Origin of the sequence: Variovorax sp. H27-G14 (genome assembly GCF_046156345.1) — a bacterium.
Taxonomy (GTDB): Bacteria; Pseudomonadota; Gammaproteobacteria; order Burkholderiales; family Burkholderiaceae_C; genus Variovorax.
This window is the reverse complement of the sequence record NZ_JAYLVN010000003.1, coordinates 378,337-394,045: the sequence shown is the minus strand read 5'-3', so window position 1 is coordinate 394,045 and position 15,709 is coordinate 378,337. Positions and strand designations below refer to the sequence as shown.

15 protein-coding genes are annotated in these 15,709 nt (G+C 67.5%); 9 read left to right on the top strand and 6 right to left on the bottom strand.

The features are described 5' to 3' along the window. Nucleotides 1-41: 41 nt before the first annotated feature. Nucleotides 42-803, top strand: coding sequence for a hypothetical protein (locus tag VLK31_RS10850; RefSeq protein ID WP_409168403.1), 762 nt, complete (start codon nucleotides 42-44; stop codon nucleotides 801-803). An 83-nt stretch (nucleotides 804-886) separates the two neighbouring features. Here the strand turns inward: VLK31_RS10850 and ppa are convergent, their stop codons facing one another. After that, a complete protein-coding gene (ppa, locus tag VLK31_RS10845) occupies nucleotides 887-1,414 on the bottom strand; it encodes an inorganic diphosphatase (protein WP_409168402.1) in 528 nt (175 codons plus the stop codon). A gap of 254 nt (nucleotides 1,415-1,668) precedes the next feature. Between ppa and VLK31_RS10840 the strand changes: the two genes are divergently transcribed. The 7 genes from VLK31_RS10840 (at nucleotide 1,669) to VLK31_RS10810 (ending at nucleotide 11,708) form a co-directional block, all read left to right on the top strand. Next, entirely contained in the window at nucleotides 1,669-4,185 is a 2,517-nt protein-coding gene (locus VLK31_RS10840) for a sodium-translocating pyrophosphatase (RefSeq protein WP_409168401.1), read from the top strand. 48 nt (nucleotides 4,186-4,233) lie between these two features. Beyond that, the gene (locus tag VLK31_RS10835) at nucleotides 4,234-6,135 is read left to right on the top strand and encodes a YhgE/Pip family protein (RefSeq protein WP_409168400.1); all 1,902 of its coding nucleotides are present in this window, start codon (nucleotides 4,234-4,236) and stop codon (nucleotides 6,133-6,135) included. Nucleotides 6,136-6,221: 86 nt separating this feature from the next. Then, a complete protein-coding gene (locus VLK31_RS10830; protein WP_409168399.1) occupies nucleotides 6,222-6,914 on the top strand; it encodes a MerR family transcriptional regulator in 693 nt (230 codons plus the stop codon). Between the two features lie 10 nt (nucleotides 6,915-6,924). Next, a complete protein-coding gene (locus VLK31_RS10825) occupies nucleotides 6,925-8,370 on the top strand; it encodes a TolC family protein (protein WP_409168398.1) in 1,446 nt (481 codons plus the stop codon). Beyond that, entirely contained in the window at nucleotides 8,370-9,356 is a 987-nt protein-coding gene (locus VLK31_RS10820; RefSeq protein WP_409168397.1) for an HlyD family secretion protein, read from the top strand. The genes VLK31_RS10825 and VLK31_RS10820 overlap by 1 nt, the downstream gene beginning before the upstream one ends. Before the next feature lie 19 nt (nucleotides 9,357-9,375). Continuing rightward, nucleotides 9,376-10,560 (top strand): ABC transporter permease, encoded by a 1,185-nt coding sequence (locus VLK31_RS10815; protein WP_409168395.1) that lies wholly within the window; start codon nucleotides 9,376-9,378, stop codon nucleotides 10,558-10,560. Continuing rightward, on the top strand, nucleotides 10,560-11,708 hold the full coding sequence (locus tag VLK31_RS10810) for an ABC transporter permease (RefSeq protein WP_409168394.1): 1,149 nt from the start codon (nucleotides 10,560-10,562) through the stop codon (nucleotides 11,706-11,708). The genes VLK31_RS10815 and VLK31_RS10810 overlap by 1 nt, the downstream gene beginning before the upstream one ends. Before the next feature lie 3 nt (nucleotides 11,709-11,711). Here the strand turns inward: VLK31_RS10810 and VLK31_RS10805 are convergent, their stop codons facing one another. Beyond that, a complete protein-coding gene (locus tag VLK31_RS10805; protein WP_409168393.1) occupies nucleotides 11,712-12,341 on the bottom strand; it encodes a TetR/AcrR family transcriptional regulator in 630 nt (209 codons plus the stop codon). Nucleotides 12,342-12,471: 130 nt separating this feature from the next. On the opposite strand from VLK31_RS10805, the gene VLK31_RS10800 reads away from it, so the two are divergent. Further along, nucleotides 12,472-13,326 carry a metal-dependent hydrolase gene (locus VLK31_RS10800; protein WP_409168392.1) on the top strand — a complete coding sequence of 285 codons (855 nt, stop codon included), beginning with the start codon at nucleotides 12,472-12,474 and terminating at the stop codon, nucleotides 13,324-13,326. An 8-nt stretch (nucleotides 13,327-13,334) separates the two neighbouring features. On the opposite strand, the gene VLK31_RS10795 is transcribed toward VLK31_RS10800, so the two are convergent. The 4 genes from VLK31_RS10795 to VLK31_RS10780 form a co-directional block, all read right to left on the bottom strand. Next, nucleotides 13,335-13,925: a hypothetical protein gene (locus tag VLK31_RS10795; protein ID WP_409168391.1), complete on the bottom strand. Its 591-nt coding sequence runs from the start codon at nucleotides 13,923-13,925 to the stop codon at nucleotides 13,335-13,337. Between the two features lie 257 nt (nucleotides 13,926-14,182). Beyond that, nucleotides 14,183-14,419: a hypothetical protein gene (locus VLK31_RS10790; protein ID WP_409168390.1), complete on the bottom strand. Its 237-nt coding sequence runs from the start codon at nucleotides 14,417-14,419 to the stop codon at nucleotides 14,183-14,185. A gap of 4 nt (nucleotides 14,420-14,423) precedes the next feature. Further along, nucleotides 14,424-14,768 (bottom strand): hypothetical protein, encoded by a 345-nt coding sequence (locus tag VLK31_RS10785; RefSeq protein ID WP_409168389.1) that lies wholly within the window; start codon nucleotides 14,766-14,768, stop codon nucleotides 14,424-14,426. A 27-nt stretch (nucleotides 14,769-14,795) separates the two neighbouring features. Next, entirely contained in the window at nucleotides 14,796-15,707 is a 912-nt protein-coding gene (locus tag VLK31_RS10780; RefSeq protein WP_409168388.1) for a DUF6999 family protein, read from the bottom strand. Between the last annotated feature and the right edge of the window lie 2 nt (nucleotides 15,708-15,709).

Below are 15,709 nucleotides of genomic sequence, written 5' to 3'. Positions count from 1 at the left end.
ATAAACGCGCCCGACATCCACAACAACACAAGGGGAAACCGATGCCAATCGTCGGACTGGGGCTGCACATCGTCATTGCACTGTTCTTTGCCGTGCACGCCATGCGTCATGGCAAGCAGATGTACTGGCTGATCATTCTTTTCAGCTTTCCGCTGCTCGGCAGCATCGTGTACTTCGTGGCCGAGTACCTGCCCGCCTCGCGCATGCAGCGCACCGCCGGCAAGGTGGCCAGCGCAGCCATCGGGTTCATCGACCCCGAACGAGAGTACCGCGCTGCCGCCGATGCCTACGACCTTGCGCCCACCGCGCAGAACAAGCTGCGCCTGGCCAAGGCCGCACTCGACCGGGGTCAGGCCGCCGACGCCGTGGGCCACTACCGCGACGCACTGAAAGGCCCGCTCGCTTCCGACCCCGAACTGCAGTTCGGTCTGGCGAGCGCGCTGCTGGCCGCGGGCGGGCCCGCCGCCGGCCGTGAAGCGCTGCAGGCGCTCCAGTCCCTGCGTGCCACACGCGACGACTACCGCCGCGACGAGGTCGCCGTGCTCACCGCCCGCGCGCTGGCCGCCGACGGCCGTCAGCAGGAGGCACGCGATGCCTTCGAAAGTGCATTGAGCCAATACAACACGGTCGAGACCCGCGCTCGCTACATCGCATGGCTGGCTGAACAAGGGGATACCGCTGGCGCGCAACGCCAGTGGGATGAGCTCCAGCAGGCGGCACGCCACTGGAACTCGCACGCGCGATCGGTCAATCGCGAGTGGATGCGGCTGGCCTCGGAGGCCACGAACAAGGGCCGGGCCTGAAACGATCAGTCTGAAACGATCAGTCTGAAGCCGCCAGTCCGGGAGCATTGCGCCCCCGGACGCCGCCTTGCGGCGGCAACAACTTACTTCTGGTAGGCGGCGATGCCGTCCATGATTTCCTTCTTCGCCGACTCGATACCTTCCCAGCCGATCACCTTGACCCACTTGCCGGCTTCCAGGTCCTTGTAGTGCTCGAAGAAGTGGCTGATGGCCTTCAGGCGCATCGGGTTCACGTCGTCGACCGACTTCCAGTGGCTGTAAATGGGCAGCACCTTGTCGGTGGGCACGGCCAGCACCTTGCCATCGACGCCGGCTTCGTCTTCCATCATCAGAATGCCCAGCGGACGGCAAGGCACCACCACGCCCGGCAGCAGCGGGTACGGCGCGATCACCAGCACGTCGACCGGATCGCCGTCGCCCGACAGCGTCTGCGGGACGTAGCCGTAGTTGGCGGGGTAGTACATGGCCGTGGTCATGAAACGGTCGACAAAGATCGCGCCCGATTCCTTGTCCACTTCGTACTTGATCGGGTCGGCGTTCATCGGGATTTCGATCACGACATTGAAGGCGTCGGGAACGTTCTTTCCGGGGGAGACTTTGTCGAAGGACATGACGTTTTTCGAGTAGTTGAAAAGTATGAGACGGATGGGGACAAACCCGGAGTTTACTTTCCGTGTCACCGCACGGTCGCACACGCGCTCGTTTTTGCCTGTAAATTGCAACCGTTGGCCAATCGGCTCCGCACCTAAAGTGCAGCGAGCTTCGAGGAAGCAACGCGGCGGAAATCATGCTCCCGTACGCGTTGCACGCAGGGTCCATGGTGTCCGTCTCCACAAGTCTTGAAGAACGAATGGAGATGCAAAGCATGATTGGCAACACCCCCTTGATACTGGCCATCGTCTGCGGCCTCGTGGCCGTGGGCTACGGCTTCTGGGCCCGAAGCTGGATCCTCGCGAAAGATCCCGGCAACGCCCGCATGCAGGAGATTGCGGCGGCCATCCAGGCCGGCGCCTCCGCCTACCTCGCCAAGCAGTACAGCACCATCGCCATCGTGGGCGTGGTGCTCGCGGTGCTCATCGCCCTCTTCCTCGACCTGACCACCGCGGTGGGCTTCGTGGTGGGCGCAGTGCTGTCGGGGGCGTGCGGCTTCATCGGCATGAACGTGTCGGTGCGCGCCAATGTGCGCACCGCGCAGGCGGCCACGCACGGCATTGGCCCGGCACTCGACGTCGCGTTTCGCGGCGGCGCCATCACCGGCATGCTGGTGGTGGGCCTGGGGCTGTTGGGCGTCTCGGTCTTCTACTGGTTTCTGGTGGGCAGCGGCGCGCCGCCCGCGGGCCAGAGCCTGGCGGCCATGCTCAATCCGCTGATCGGCTTTGCCTTTGGCTCCTCGCTGATTTCGATCTTCGCGCGGCTGGGCGGCGGCATCTTCACCAAGGGCGCCGACGTGGGTGCCGACCTGGTGGGCAAGGTCGAGGCCGGCATTCCGGAAGACGACCCGCGCAACCCGGCCGTGATCGCCGACAACGTGGGCGACAACGTAGGCGACTGCGCCGGCATGGCGGCCGACCTGTTCGAGACCTACGCGGTGACGCTCATTGCCACCATGGTGCTGGGCGCGCTGATGGTCACGGCCGCGCCAGTGAACGCGGTGCTGTATCCGCTGGCGCTGGGCGGCGTGTCGATCATCGCGTCGATCATCGGCTGCTTCTTCGTGAAGGCCTCGCCGGGCATGGTCAACGTGATGCCGGCGCTCTACAAGGGGCTGGCGGTGGCGGGCGTGCTGTCGCTGATCGCGTTCTGGTTCGTCACGAGTTGGCTGATGCCCGACGACGCCATTGCGCCCAGCGGCAGCCAGCTGAAGCTGTTCGGCGCCTGCTTCGTGGGCCTGGCGCTCACGGCGGCGCTGGTGTGGATCACCGAGTACTACACCGGCACGCAGTACAAGCCAGTGCAGCACATCGCGCAGGCCTCGACCACGGGCCACGGCACCAACATCATCGCGGGCCTGGGCGTGTCGATGCGTTCCACGGCCTGGCCGGTGATCTTCGTGTGCATCGCCATCCTGGCGTCGTATTCGATGGCCGGCCTCTTCGGCATTGCGGTGGCCGCCACGTCGATGCTGAGCATGGCCGGCATCGTGGTGGCGCTGGACGCTTACGGCCCCATCACCGACAACGCCGGCGGCATTGCGGAAATGAGCGACCTGCCCGCCAGCGTGCGGGCCGTGACCGACCCGCTCGACGCCGTGGGCAACACCACCAAGGCGGTGACCAAGGGCTACGCCATCGGCTCGGCCGGGCTTGCAGCGCTGGTGCTCTTTGCCGACTACACGCACAAACTCGCAGGCTACGGCCTGTCCATCGACTTCAACCTGAGCGACCCGATGGTGATCGTGGGCCTGTTCATCGGCGGGATGATTCCCTACCTCTTCGGCGCCATGGCCATGGAGGCCGTGGGCCGCGCGGCCGGTGCGGTGGTGGAAGAAGTGCGCCGCCAGTTCCGCGAGATCCCCGGCATCATGGAAGGCACCGGCAAGCCCGAGTACGGCAAGGCGGTGAGCATGCTGACCGGCGCGGCCATCAAGGAAATGATGATCCCCTCGCTGCTGCCGGTGCTGGTGCCGATCGTCGTGGGCCTGGTGCTCGGGCCGAAGGCCCTGGGCGGGCTGCTGATGGGCACCATCGTCACAGGCCTGTTCGTGGCCATCAGCATGTGCACTGGCGGCGGCGCGTGGGACAACGCCAAGAAGTACATCGAGGACGGCCACTTCGGCGGCAAGGGCAGCGAGACGCACAAGGCCGCCGTCACCGGCGACACCGTGGGCGACCCCTACAAGGACACTGCCGGCCCGGCCGTGAACCCGCTGATCAAGATCATCAACATCGTGGCGCTGCTCATCGTGCCGCTGGTGGTGAAGTTCCATGCCGGCGATGCGGCGGCCGCGGTGCCGACGAAGATCGAAACGCCGCCGGCGGCCATGGCACCTGCCGCCATGGCGCCCACCACACCCGCTGCCGTAGTGGCGGCGGGCGCCGTGTCCGCCGTCGAAGCCGCTGCGGTGAAGGTCGAGAACGGTGTCGTGAAGTTCTACTTTGCCAGCGCCAGCGCCGAGGTGGCGCCCAACGCCAAGGAGGCACTGGCCGACGTCATCAAGGCTGTGCAGAGCGGCAGCACGGTGCTGGTGAGCGGCTACCACGACGCCAGCGGCGACGCGGCCAAGAATGCCGAGCTGGCCAAGCAGCGCGCCATGGCCGTGAGCGATGCGCTCAAGGCGGCCGGTGCGCCCGAAGACAAGATCGAGCTGGCCAAGCCCGAGCAGTCGCAGGCCGACGGCCCACCCTCGGAGGCGCGCCGGGTGGAGGTCAAGGTCAAGCCCTGACGCGCACACCCGGGCGGATCGCCATGGCGCTTCGGACACACTAGCGCCATGCGATACCTCCAAGCACTGTTTGCCGGCACCTGGGCCATCGCGCGGGCCGAACTGGCCATCGTGCGGCGCTTTCCGCGCATTCTGCTGGCGGTGGTGGCGGTGGGCGTGGTGCCGGCGATCTATGCGCTGATCTACCTCACCAGCGTGTGGGACCCGGCGGGCCACACGGCCGACCTGCCGGCCGCCATCGTGAACGAGGACCAAGGCGTCACCTACATGGCGCACTCGGTGAACGTGGGCAATGAGCTCGCGCGCACCCTGCTCGAAAAGCGCGCCTTCGGCTTTCGCACCATGACCGACCCCGAGGCCGCGCGCGCCGAAGTACGCCGCGGCACGCTCGCATTTGCGCTGCTGATTCCGGCCGACTTCAGCGCCAATGCCGTGCCCGGCACCCACCGCGGCGCCGGCCAGCTGGTGGTCTACACGTCGGAGGGCAACAACTACAGCTCGGCCGGGCTGGCCCGCCGCTTTGCTGGAGAGCTGGGCCATCAGGTCAACGAGATGCTCAACGAGCAGCGCTGGGAGCTGGTGCTGAATGCCGCCTCGGGTTCGCAGCAGCGGCTCGAACAGCTCAAACAGGCGCTGCTGCAGCTGCGCGATGGCAGCCAGGCGCTGGCCAACGGCGCCATCCAGTACAGCGCCGCCGCGCAGCAAGTGGGCACCGGGTTCAAGCAGGTCAATGGCGGCATCCGCACCATCCAGTCGAAGCTGCCGGCCGACACGGACCTGCGCGCACTCAAGTCCGGCGCGCAGCAGCTCACCGCGGGCCAGCGCGAACTGGGCAGCGGGCTCGCGCAGATCGGCGACGGGCTCGATCAATTGAGCACGGGCGCCGGCCAATTGGGCGACGGCGCACGCAAGATGCAGAAGGAATCGGCCGACATCCTTTTCGTGGGCGACAGGCTCGCGCGGGGCGCGGGCGAACTCGCGGCCGGGTCCGACAAGCTGCGCGGCGGCCTCGGCCAGGCGCAGGCCGCCATGACCAAGGCGCAAGACGGCAACCAGAAGCTGGTGGCAGGCGCATCCGCGCTCGAAGGGGGCGTGGGCAAGCTCACCGACGGCATGGGTGCGCTGTCCGCGGGCATCCGCACCATGGCCGGCAAGCTGCCCGAAGACCGCAAGCTCGACGAGTTCGTGCAGGGCGGCGCACAGCTCTCGCAAGGGGCGCAGCGCCTGCTGACCGGCGTGCGCACCATCGAGGCCGCCCTGCCCGCCTCCATCACGCGCATCCAGGGCAGTGCGTCCGGCCTGGCCGATTCGGTCGAGCCCAAGGTGGAAGTGGTGGCGCCCGTGGCCAACAACGGCAGCGCCTTCGTGCCCAACATGGTGTCGGTGGCGCTGTGGATCGGCGCGGTGATGGCGGGCTACCTGTTCAACATCCGCATCGTGCTGGCGGACCACACGCACTACCCCAAGCTGGCAAAAACGATCGGCAAGATCACCATGCCGGCGCTCGTGGTGCTGCTGCAGGTGGCGCTGGTGCTGGCCACGCTGCTGGGCGTGTTGCAGGTGCAGGCGCCGCGGGTGATGGCGCTGGCACTCACCATGGTGCTGGCCTCGCTGGTGTTTCTGGTGGTGCTGTTCGCCATCCTGCATGTGTTCGGCGACTTCGGCCGCATCCTCACGGTGCTGCTGCTCACGCTGCAACTGTCGGCCGGCGGCGGCGTGCTGCCGGTCGAGCTGTCGGCCGGCTTCTTTCGCGACGTGCACAGCTGGCTGCCGTTCAGCTGGGTGGTGCAGGCCTTTCGCGCGGTGATGTTCGGCGCCTTCGACGACGGGTGGGGTTACGCCTGCGGTGTGGTGACGCTGTCGGGCGCGGTGGCCGTGGGCTTGATGGCGCTGTTCGGCAAGTGGAAGGAAGTGCTGCTGGCCGACTACAAGCCGACGATCCAGGTTTGATTGATGTGACATTGTCGATGTAACATTCGATCCGTCACATCATGAATGCCACCCCAACCCCTGCCCCCGCCCCTGCAGCCCCCGCCATGGACCTTGCCGTCGAGGAACTGGCCGCGCGCACCGGCGTCACCGTGCGCAACATCCGCGCCTACACAACGGCCGGCCTGCTGCCGCCACCCCGGCTGCGCGGGCGCCTGGGCCTGTACGACGACGTGCATGCGCAGCGCCTGGCGCTGATCCGCGAACTGCGCGCGCAGGGCTTCGGCATCGAAGCCATCCGCCGCATCTTCGCGCGCGCGCCGGCGTCGTCCTGGCCCGACCTGGTGGCCGTTGCGCGCTCGGTGTCGGGAAGCCTGTTCGCGGAGGAAACGCCGGTGGTGGTGTCGGCCAAGGCGCTCGCCGCAAAGTGGAAGGGCCAGATGACGCCCGCCCTGCTCGCACGCGCCACCAAGGCCGGCCTGATGCGCGAACTGCCCAATGGCCAGGTGCAGATGCTCAGCCCGGCGCTGGGGCAAGTCGCCGAGCAGCTGGCCGCGCTCGGCCTGCCGCTGGAGGACGTGATCGGCATGCAGGAAACCATGGCGCGCACGCTGCGCACCGTGGCGCGCCACTGGCTGCGTACGCTGGCCGACAGCCTGCTGCGCGGCGACGCCATCGACGCCGAACGCACGGCCCAGTTGCTCGAGCGCGCGCGCCCGCTCGCCACCGGCGCGGTGCAGGCCGCGTTCCCCGTGATCCTGCAGCAGGAGCTGGACGCCCTGCTGCGCAAGGCCGCCTGAAGCCATGACCATGACCCGACCCCGCAACGCCCTCCTGCCTTCATTGCTCCTGCTGCCGGCCCTGCTCGGCCTGGGCGCCACGGCCTTCGCGCAAGCCCAGGCACAGGCGCCGGCCGGCGGCAACACCCTGTCGCTGAGCTTCGACGCCGCGCGTGCCCGCATGGTGGACCGCTCCGACAAGCTGGCCGCGGCGCGCGCGGCGGTCGAGTCGAAGGAGCTGCAGGGCGAAGGCGTGAAGGGCCTGGGCGGTCCAGTGGTGAGCATCTCGGGCCTGGCCTATGCGTACAACGCCAACCTGAACCTCGACCTCGATCCACTCAACCAGAAGCTCGGGCAGATCGGCTCGGCGCTGCCTTCGTCGGTGCAGAGCTTCATCTCGCGCGTGCCCATTCCGCAACTGCCCAACAGCTACACGCTGAACCGGCACGACACCGGCACCAACACGTCGGTATCTGCCGTGTGGCCGCTCTACGTGGGCGGCGCGACCGACGCGGTGCGCGGCTTCGTGTCGGCGCAAACGCGCGAAGCCCAGGCCGATGCCGAGCAGGCCGGCCACGAGGTCGACACGCTGCTGGTGCAACGCTACTTCGGCGCCCAGCTCGCACAGCGCGCGGCCACGCTGCGCGCACAGGCCGAACGCACCATCGCGCAACACGATGCGGCCGCGCAGAAGATGCTTGCGGCCGGCGTCATCTCGCGCGTGGAGCGGCTGCAGGCCAGTGCCGCCTACGAAGAAGCGCGCCGCAATGCGCGCAAGGCCGAGGACGACGCCGCGCTGGCCGCCGTGGCGCTCGCGCGCACCGTGCGTGCCGACGGCAGCGTGGCGCCGCAAACACCGCTGTTCCTCATCAGCACGCCGGTGGAGCCGCTGGGCTATTTCATCGACTCGGCGCTCACGCGGCACCCCGGCCTGGGCAAGGTCGCGGCCAAGAAGTCGCAAGCCGAGCAACTGCACGAAGGCGAAGAGGCGCTGCGCCGCCCGCAGGTGATTGCCTTCGGCACACGCGAGCTCAAGAGCGGCAACGCCGACTGGGTGGCCGGCGTGGGCGTGCGCTGGACGCTGTACGACTCGGTCGACCGCAATGCGCTGTCGGCCTCCTCGCTCAAGCAGATCGAGCAGGCCGAGCGCACCGATGCGCAGGCGCGCAGCGACATCTCCCTGCTGGTCGAGCGCAACTGGCGCGCGCTGGAAAACGCGCGGCGCCAGTACCTGGACATGAAGGTGTCGATCGAGCTGGCGCAAGAGGTCGTCAAGCTGCGCGCCTCCGGCCTGCGCGAAGGCACGAGCACCACGCTGGACCTGATCGACGCCGAAACCAACCAGGCCAAAGTGCTGACCGAACGCGCGCAAGCCGCCAACGACTACGTGCAGGCGCTGGCGCAACTGCTCGAAAGCGCGGGCATTTCCGACAGGTTTTCCGACTACATCGCGCGCGCCGACGTGAAGGTGAATTGATGATGAGTGCCAAGACCCGCAAACTGATCGCAGTGCTCGCCGCGCTGCTCGTGCTGGGCGTGCTCGCCTGGGGCTTCTGGCGCGCGTCCCAGCCCGCGCCGGAGGTGTTCCAGGGCCAGATGGAAGCGCGCGAGACCGACGTGGCCGGCAAGGTGACGGCGCGCGTGGCCGAGGTGTTGGTGAAGGAAGGCGACCGCATCGCCGCCGGTGCCGTGCTGGTGCGCATGGACAGCCCCGAGGTGCGCGCCAAGCTCGCCCAGGCCACCGCCGCCGAGCAGGCCGCGCAGGCCGTCGCCGACAAGGCACAGAACGGTGCCCGCCCGCAAGAGTTGGAAATGGCGCGCATGCAATGGCAGCGCGCGGAAACCGCGGCGCAGCTGGCGCAGACCTCCTTCCGTCGCGTCGACGGGCTGGCACGCGAAGGCCTGGTGGCCGACCAGAAGCGCGACGAGGCCGAAGCCAACTGGAAGGCCTCGCGCGACGCTGCCATCGCGGCCCGGGCGCAGTACGACATGGCGCGCGCCGGTGCCCGCCCCGAGGACAAGGCCGCCGCCAGCGCGCAGGCCCGCCAGGTGGCCGGCGTGGTGGCCGAAGCACAAGCCGCCAAGGCCGAGACCGAACTGCGCAGCCCCGTCGGCGGCGAGGTGGCGAAGGTGCTGGCCAAGGTTGGCGAGCTGTCGCCGCAGGGGGTGGCCGTGGTGACGGTGGTCGACCTGAACGACCAGTGGCTGGTACTCAATGTGCGCGAAGACCGGCTCGCCCGCTTCGCGCTGGGCAGCGAGTTCGACGCGCGCGTGCCCGCGCTGGCCGAAGACCGGCGCACCGCGCGCTTCAAGGTCTACTACAGCGCCGTCATGCCCGACTTTGCGACCTGGCGCGCCACGCGCGGCGGCGCCGGCTTCGACGTGCGCACCTTCGAGGTTCGCGCGCGACCGCTCAAGCCCATCGACGGCGCGCGGCCCGGCATGAGCGTGCTGGTCGACTGAGCCCGCGCGGACTGCTTCGATGAGCCTGCAAGGCCGCTCCGCAGCCAGTGCCCGGCGCGAGTTCGCGCTGCTGCGCACGCGCCCGTGGGACCTTGCGATGGTCTCCTGGGTGCCGCTGCTCGCCGTGTGGCTGATCTGGTGGATCTTCTCGGCCGGCCTGCCAGAGCGCCTGCCGATCGGCGTGCTCGACCAGGACCACTCCGCGCTGTCGCGCCAGCTGGTGCGCTTTCTGGAGGCCACGCCGGGCCTGCGCGTGGTGCAGCAGTACGGCGACGAAGGCGAGATGGCGCGCGCGCTCACCAGCGGCGCGGTCGATGCCGCGGTGCAACTGCCGCGCGACCTGAGCCGCGACGTGAAGCAGGGCCGCGTCGGGCAGGTCGTGCTGCTGCACAACGCGCAACTGGGCACGCATTCGAGCCTGATCCAGCGCGACGTGCGCACCGCCGTGGCCACCGTGTCGGGCGGCGTGGAGCTGGCCGTGCGCACCAAACGCGGTGAATCGATGCAGGCCGCGCGCGTGAGCATGGAGCCGATCAAGGCCAGCATGGTGGCGCTGTTCAACACCTCGACCGACTACGAGCAGTTTCTGGGCGCCGCGCTGATTCCGGCGCTGCTGCACATCCTCGCCATGACGGCCGGCGCCTGGGCCGTGGGCCGCGAACTGCGCGACCGCAGCATCGGCGAATGGCTGGGCACCGCCCCACGCTGGCACGACGCTCTGGCTGCGCTCGCGGGCAAGCTGACGCTGTCGTTCGCGAGCCTGTCGGCGGTGGCCGTTGCCGCGATGCTGTGGATCACGGCGGGGCGCGGGTGGCATCCGGTCGGCTCGCTCGGGTGGACGCTGCTGGCGCTGGTGGTGTTCCTGGCCCTGTCGATCGCGCTCGGGGCGTTCGTGGCCAGCATCACGCGCTCGCTGCGCACGGCGCTGTCGGCCACGGGCTTCATCACGGCGCCGGCCTTCGCGTTCGGCGGCGTGGGCTTTCCGCTGGTGGCGATGCCGTTCCTTGCCAAGGCCTGGGCCAGCCTGCTGCCGTACACGCACTACATCCGCGTGCAGATGGAGCAGCTGCAGATGGGTGCGCCCTTGGCCTATTCGGTCGCCACGCCGCTGTGGATGGTGCTGGCCACCGCCCTGCTGCTGGCCGCCTCGGCCGCGGCACTGGTGCGCGCGGCAAAGGCACCCGAGAGCTGGGGCGCACGCTGATGACGAACGAAGGCACGCACTTCGGCGCCGCGTGGCGCAACACCGCACTGGCCGTGCTGCGCGACAAGGGCGTGCTGCTGATCATGCTGCTCGCGCCCATCATCTACGGCTTCTTCTACCCGTGGCCCTACGGCACGCAAGCCGTGACGCGCGTGCCGGTGGCGGTAGTCGACCAGGACCACAGTTCGCTGTCACGGCAGATCGCGCGCTTTGCGCTGGCCAACCCGCGGCTCGACGTGCGGCTGGTCACGCCCGACGTGCACGAGGCGCAGCAGGCGCTGTGGCGCGGCGAGATCGAGGGCTACGCGCTGCTGCCGGCCGACCTGAAGCGCAACGTGGTGCGGGGCACGCCGGCCGTGGTCACCATCGAAGGCAACGGTGCTTATGCCTTGCTGAACAAGGCGGTGCTGTATGGCTTTTCTGAAGCGGTGGGCACGGTGTCGGCGGGCGTGGAAATTCGCAAGCTGCAGGCTGGCGGACAGAGCGCGGTGCAGGCCGCGCGCAGCCGCAGCCCACTCAACACCCAGCTGGTCGCGCTGTTCAACCCGACGGAGGGCTATGGCAGCTATGTGGTGCCGGCGGTGGCGTTGCTGATCCTGCAGCAGACGCTGCTGATGGGGGCTGCGATGCTCGCGGGCACCTGGGCCGAAGCCGGGCGGCTGCGCGCCTCGATGGGCGCGTGGCTGGGGCGGCTGGGTGCGCTGTCGGGCTTCGGCTTTCTGAGCGGCGTTTTCTATTTCGGCTGGGTGTTCTTTTTGCAGGACTATCCGCGCGGCGGCAACCCATGGGGGGCGCTGGTGCTGCTGGCGTTCTATGTGCCGGCGATCTGCACGCTCGGCCTGTTGCTCGGCTGCTGGTTTCGCGACCGCGAACGGGCCCTGCAGGTGCTGCTGTTCACTGCCCTGCCCATGGCTTTTCTCTCGGGGTTCTCATGGCCTGTGGAGGCATTGCCGGGCCCGTTGCAAGCCCTGCGATGGGTGTTTCCGAGCACGGCCGGCATCCAGGCCTCGCTGCGGCTCAACCAGATGGGCGCGCCGCTGCACGACGTGCTGCCCCATCTGGCGGTGCTGCTGGTGCTGACGCTGGCGGGCCTGCTCACGCTGTGGCTGACGGCCACCCCGCGCGCCACTGACGCCAATCGTGCCTGACGCTCAGCGCTGGCTTTCAGCCGCCACTGCGCGCACCAGCCGCGTGGCGGGCGCCACCAGCTCGCGCAGGTCGCCCGCGCGGTCCTGCTCGATGGCCTGCAGCACCAGCTCGTTGATGCCGCCGACCACGGTCATCGCCATTTCGCTCGTCAGGTGCGCCGCGGGGCCTTCCGCGCTGGCGCTGCTGTTGATCGCCACCTGGATGAAGTTGGCAATTTCGTCGTTCACCCGGCGCCGCACCACAAGGCCCGGCATGCCCAGCCCCAGGATTTCGACGAACAGCGTGCGCAGCAGCACCGGGTCTTGCGCGAGGTAATCGAAGTACGCGGTCATGGCCTGCTCCACCTGCGCATGCCACGGCTGCACCGGGTCGAAGGCCTCGCTCACCGCCTGCAGCGCGAGCCGGCTGGCGTTTTCGTAGAGCGCGATCAGGCACTCGGTCTTGGTGCTGAAGTGCTCGTAGAAGGTGCGGCGCGACACGGCGGCCTCGCGCACGATGTCGGCAATGGTGGTCTCGGCGTAGCCCTTGGCGGCCACGGCGTGCGCCATGCCCTGCAGCAGGCGCGTGTAGTGCTCGCTTCCCAGGCCGTCCGCCGACTTGGCATTGGCTGCTTTTTCGATGGTTTCGCTCATGAAGGGCACATTTTCCTACGCCTCGGTACTTGACAGTACCAGTTCACAATTGCACGATGGCAGCATGCGGTACGAAGCTGTACCAACTTTTTCACCTCACGCATGCCGTGTTTCTTCGAGGCTTTTTTTCATGACTGAACTCGTTGTTCGCCGTCTCCTGATTGACCTGCAGTCGCCCTTTGCCCGCAACTGGTGTGGCGGCGACGCATTCTCGACCGCTTTCTTCAACGCCCTGTCGATGAGCTTCCCCTTCGGCGAACAGTTCTTCATCGACGCCGTGCGCAACACCGTGGCCACCCTGCCGCCCGAAACGCAGGACAAGCACCGCGACGACGTGCGCGGCTTCATCGGCCAGGAAGCGACGCACCGGCGCATTCACTCGCTCTTCAACCAGCACCTTGAAAGCCAGGGCCTGGTGGACGGCTGGACCGCGCGAGCCAGCAAGCGCCTGACGCTGATGGAAAACGCCGATCCGCGCCATGCGCTGGCGGTGACGGCGGCCACCGAGCATTTCACGGCCATGTTTGCCGAATGGCTGCTGGCGCACCCGCAGGTGCTCGACGGCGCCGAGCCCCGGCTGCGAACCATGTGGCTGTGGCACAGCGCGGAGGAGCTCGAGCACAAGAGCGTGGCCTTCGACATCTACCGTGCCGCAGGCGGCTCCGATGCCTGGCGCACGCGCTGGTTTCGCCGTGTCACGCTGATGTTTTTGGGCGATCTGATGCACCAGACCGTCGGCAACCTGCGCCACGAAAAGCAACTCTGGAAGTGGTCGACCTGGAAGAGCGCGGCGCGCATTCTGCTGGGCCGCGACGGCCTGCTGCGCGGCAACCTGGCGGGCTGGCGCAGCTACCTGCGCGCGGACTTCCATCCGGCGCAGCAGGACAGCACCCTGTCCCAACGTTGGCTGGCGGACAACCGCGCGCAGTACAGCCCCGTGGGGGCCGTACCTGAAGCGGCCATGGGCGCCATGGCTGTCTCCTAAAGCGAAATTCAGTAGATGCTGGCGCGGCGCGGTGCGCCGCTGCCGGCCGGCTGGTGCTCGGGGCGCAGCGACAGGTCATGCAGCGTGTCGAAGTCGGACGGTGCGTCCGACGGCACGCGCATCACAACTTCAAGTTCATGCATTGACGTCACCCAACGGCCGGCAGGCGATTCAGCCGGCTCGTCGTTGGCGAACACGCCGTCTCGGATGTACAGGGTTTCGCCTTCGGGGCGCTCGGTGTGCAGCTCGATCAGCCGCGCAATCGAAAAGTTGTACGTCACCAGCTTCTCGCGCGTCTTGCGGTCCTTGCCACCGCAATTGAACGAGCCTTCGGCGGCAATGACGATGCAAGAGCCGTCCACACCCCCGTCCACGTCGATCTCGTTGCCCGAGCGCCAGATGGCGTTGGGCAAGCGCACGCGCACCTTGTCGATGACCAGGTCGCGTTGCTTGTTGAGACTGCCCAGGGGCGGCACCAGCGAGCGCAGTTGACGCAAGCGCTCGGCAAAGTTGTCGTCCATGAGAAATTCGACGTGGTGCGTGGCGCTGCCGGAGGAGCGCTTGACCACTTGCATGATGACGTGGCGCGGTTTAGCCATGGCTGAACCCCTTTGCAAGCGTTGAAATCCATGTCCCGCGCGAAGCGGCGATGGCGTGGCTGCAATTCATTGGGAATCGACTACAAATTAGAACTTTTGAATAAATGCAATTACTTGCATCATTTGTTTCCAACTGTATAGCGATTAGCGCCGCCGTGGAAGTCGAACCGTGACTTTATGCACACGGCCGTGTCGCCAAAACGTCTCCTTTACGTGCTAGCGGGCGAGCCCGTCAGCAGCGTGACTTCGGCAACCCTTCAACCCTGTTCGAGGGATTCGTCCAGCGCCTTGCACGAGGGCGCGCAAACGGTCTGGGACTTGCCCAGCACCTGGCGGGTGCGCAACTGGGAGCGCACCCGGTGCTTGCCGCACATGAAGCACGACATGGTCGCGCCGCTGAACGACGCGGAGGCACGAAACGGGGAACCCGGTGCCTTGGTCTTGTAGCGCAGCCCGTCCGCCACCACTGCCGTCTTCACTTCACCCTTCGCCATGCATCTAGTCCTTGCTGTTCGGTTCGGCACGTCGCATGGCGCGTGCAATGGCTTCGCGGGCGCTGAATTCAGCAGCCAGCGAAGCGTCGAGCGCCGAGCGGCAAAGCCCGGCGTGCTGGTAATTGAGGTTTTCATACACCTCGGCCGCGGCCGGATAGGCATCTAGCAGGCGGCCGAGTTCGGCCCCCTGTTCGACATCTTCGAACTCGTGCACCAGGTGCTCGACGACGGAGCGGTACTGCTCCGCGCCGACGGGCACAGGGCTGTGCTCGAGTTTTTCCAGCAGTTGCGCCAGTACGTGGGTCACTGCCAGATCGGTCTTGGGAGACGGATTATCGGTGGTGTTCATGATTTTTCATCTGGGGGCAGCATACGCCTATGCAAGTGGCTGCTCGTACAGGGATGTCTCGGGCTCGCCAGCCTGCTGCGCCACCTGCATCCGTTGCAGCAGGCTGTGCAGCATTTCGGTGGACAGCCCGTGAATCACCAGCCGGTGGCCCGCCCGCAGTGTCGACAGGGGCACCAGCGGGTGCTTGTTGTTGACCAGAATCAGGTGTTCCGGCGCATTCAGGATGGTCGCCGTGTAGATGCCGATGGTTTCGTCCAGTTGCAAGGAATTGGCCGCGCGCCAGAAATCGTTGTCGGTGAGCATCAGCTGGTACAGCGGCGTGAAAAGCTCGATGGCGCTTTGCAGGTCCAGAAAGTTGAGCTTGCCCTGGGGCATGTCGGCCAGCCGCAGCGCCGGCGACTTGATCATCGAGAAGTCGACCTTGTCGGCCTTGCACAGGGTCAGGCCCTTGTCGCGCAACGCCGTGTTCAGCCGGATCACGAAGTTGAACAGGTTCAGGTCGTGCTTCAGGAACATCTCGTCCTTCAGCGCGTCGATGTCGGCCGGCTCCAGCGGGTGGGTGCCCACGGGCGCGGGCGAATTGCGCCCAATGAAGGCCAGCACCTGCGAGCCCAGGTGAAAGTGCCGCAGGATCAGCCAGTTGGCCTCCGGCGACACGAAGCGCTTGAGCCCCCACGCCAGAAACCGGTGCAGCAGCATCGAATGCGACCAGTTGCGCGGCACGAACACCTTGACGATCTGAATCAGGATGATCGTGAGCCGCGCCAACGGCCGCAGAAACGGCAGCAGGTACTGGCGCGAGCCCGAGCTCGAATCGGCCAGCCACGCCGACTTGACCTCGTCGGGCAGCGGCGTGCTCTGGTCGAGGTACAGCGCCAGCCAGGGGCTGGGGTCGCGCTCGTCGTGCGCCTGGGTCAGGAAGTCAGGGGTTCGGTCCATGC

What these genes read in the sequence shown, in the direction of transcription:
- VLK31_RS10805 (WP_409168393.1), bottom strand. Translation starts at nt 12,341, where the DNA reads ATGAGCGAAACCATCGAAAAAGCAGCCAATGCCAAGTCGGCGGACGGC.
- VLK31_RS10780 (WP_409168388.1), bottom strand. Translation starts at nt 15,707, where the DNA reads ATGGACCGAACCCCTGACTTCCTGACCCAGGCGCACGACGAGCGCGAC.
- VLK31_RS10815 (WP_409168395.1), top strand. Translation starts at nt 9,376, where the DNA reads ATGAGCCTGCAAGGCCGCTCCGCAGCCAGTGCCCGGCGCGAGTTCGCG.
- VLK31_RS10790 (WP_409168390.1), bottom strand. Translation starts at nt 14,419, where the DNA reads ATGGCGAAGGGTGAAGTGAAGACGGCAGTGGTGGCGGACGGGCTGCGC.
- VLK31_RS10810 (WP_409168394.1), top strand. Translation starts at nt 10,560, where the DNA reads ATGACGAACGAAGGCACGCACTTCGGCGCCGCGTGGCGCAACACCGCA.
- VLK31_RS10785 (WP_409168389.1), bottom strand. Translation starts at nt 14,768, where the DNA reads ATGAACACCACCGATAATCCGTCTCCCAAGACCGATCTGGCAGTGACC.
- VLK31_RS10835 (WP_409168400.1), top strand. Translation starts at nt 4,234, where the DNA reads ATGCGATACCTCCAAGCACTGTTTGCCGGCACCTGGGCCATCGCGCGG.
- VLK31_RS10825 (WP_409168398.1), top strand. Translation starts at nt 6,925, where the DNA reads ATGACCCGACCCCGCAACGCCCTCCTGCCTTCATTGCTCCTGCTGCCG.
- VLK31_RS10850 (WP_409168403.1), top strand. Translation starts at nt 42, where the DNA reads ATGCCAATCGTCGGACTGGGGCTGCACATCGTCATTGCACTGTTCTTT.
- VLK31_RS10795 (WP_409168391.1), bottom strand. Translation starts at nt 13,925, where the DNA reads ATGGCTAAACCGCGCCACGTCATCATGCAAGTGGTCAAGCGCTCCTCC.
- ppa (WP_409168402.1), bottom strand. Translation starts at nt 1,414, where the DNA reads ATGTCCTTCGACAAAGTCTCCCCCGGAAAGAACGTTCCCGACGCCTTC.
- VLK31_RS10820 (WP_409168397.1), top strand. Translation starts at nt 8,370, where the DNA reads ATGATGAGTGCCAAGACCCGCAAACTGATCGCAGTGCTCGCCGCGCTG.
- VLK31_RS10830 (WP_409168399.1), top strand. Translation starts at nt 6,222, where the DNA reads ATGGACCTTGCCGTCGAGGAACTGGCCGCGCGCACCGGCGTCACCGTG.
- VLK31_RS10840 (WP_409168401.1), top strand. Translation starts at nt 1,669, where the DNA reads ATGATTGGCAACACCCCCTTGATACTGGCCATCGTCTGCGGCCTCGTG.
- VLK31_RS10800 (WP_409168392.1), top strand. Translation starts at nt 12,472, where the DNA reads ATGACTGAACTCGTTGTTCGCCGTCTCCTGATTGACCTGCAGTCGCCC.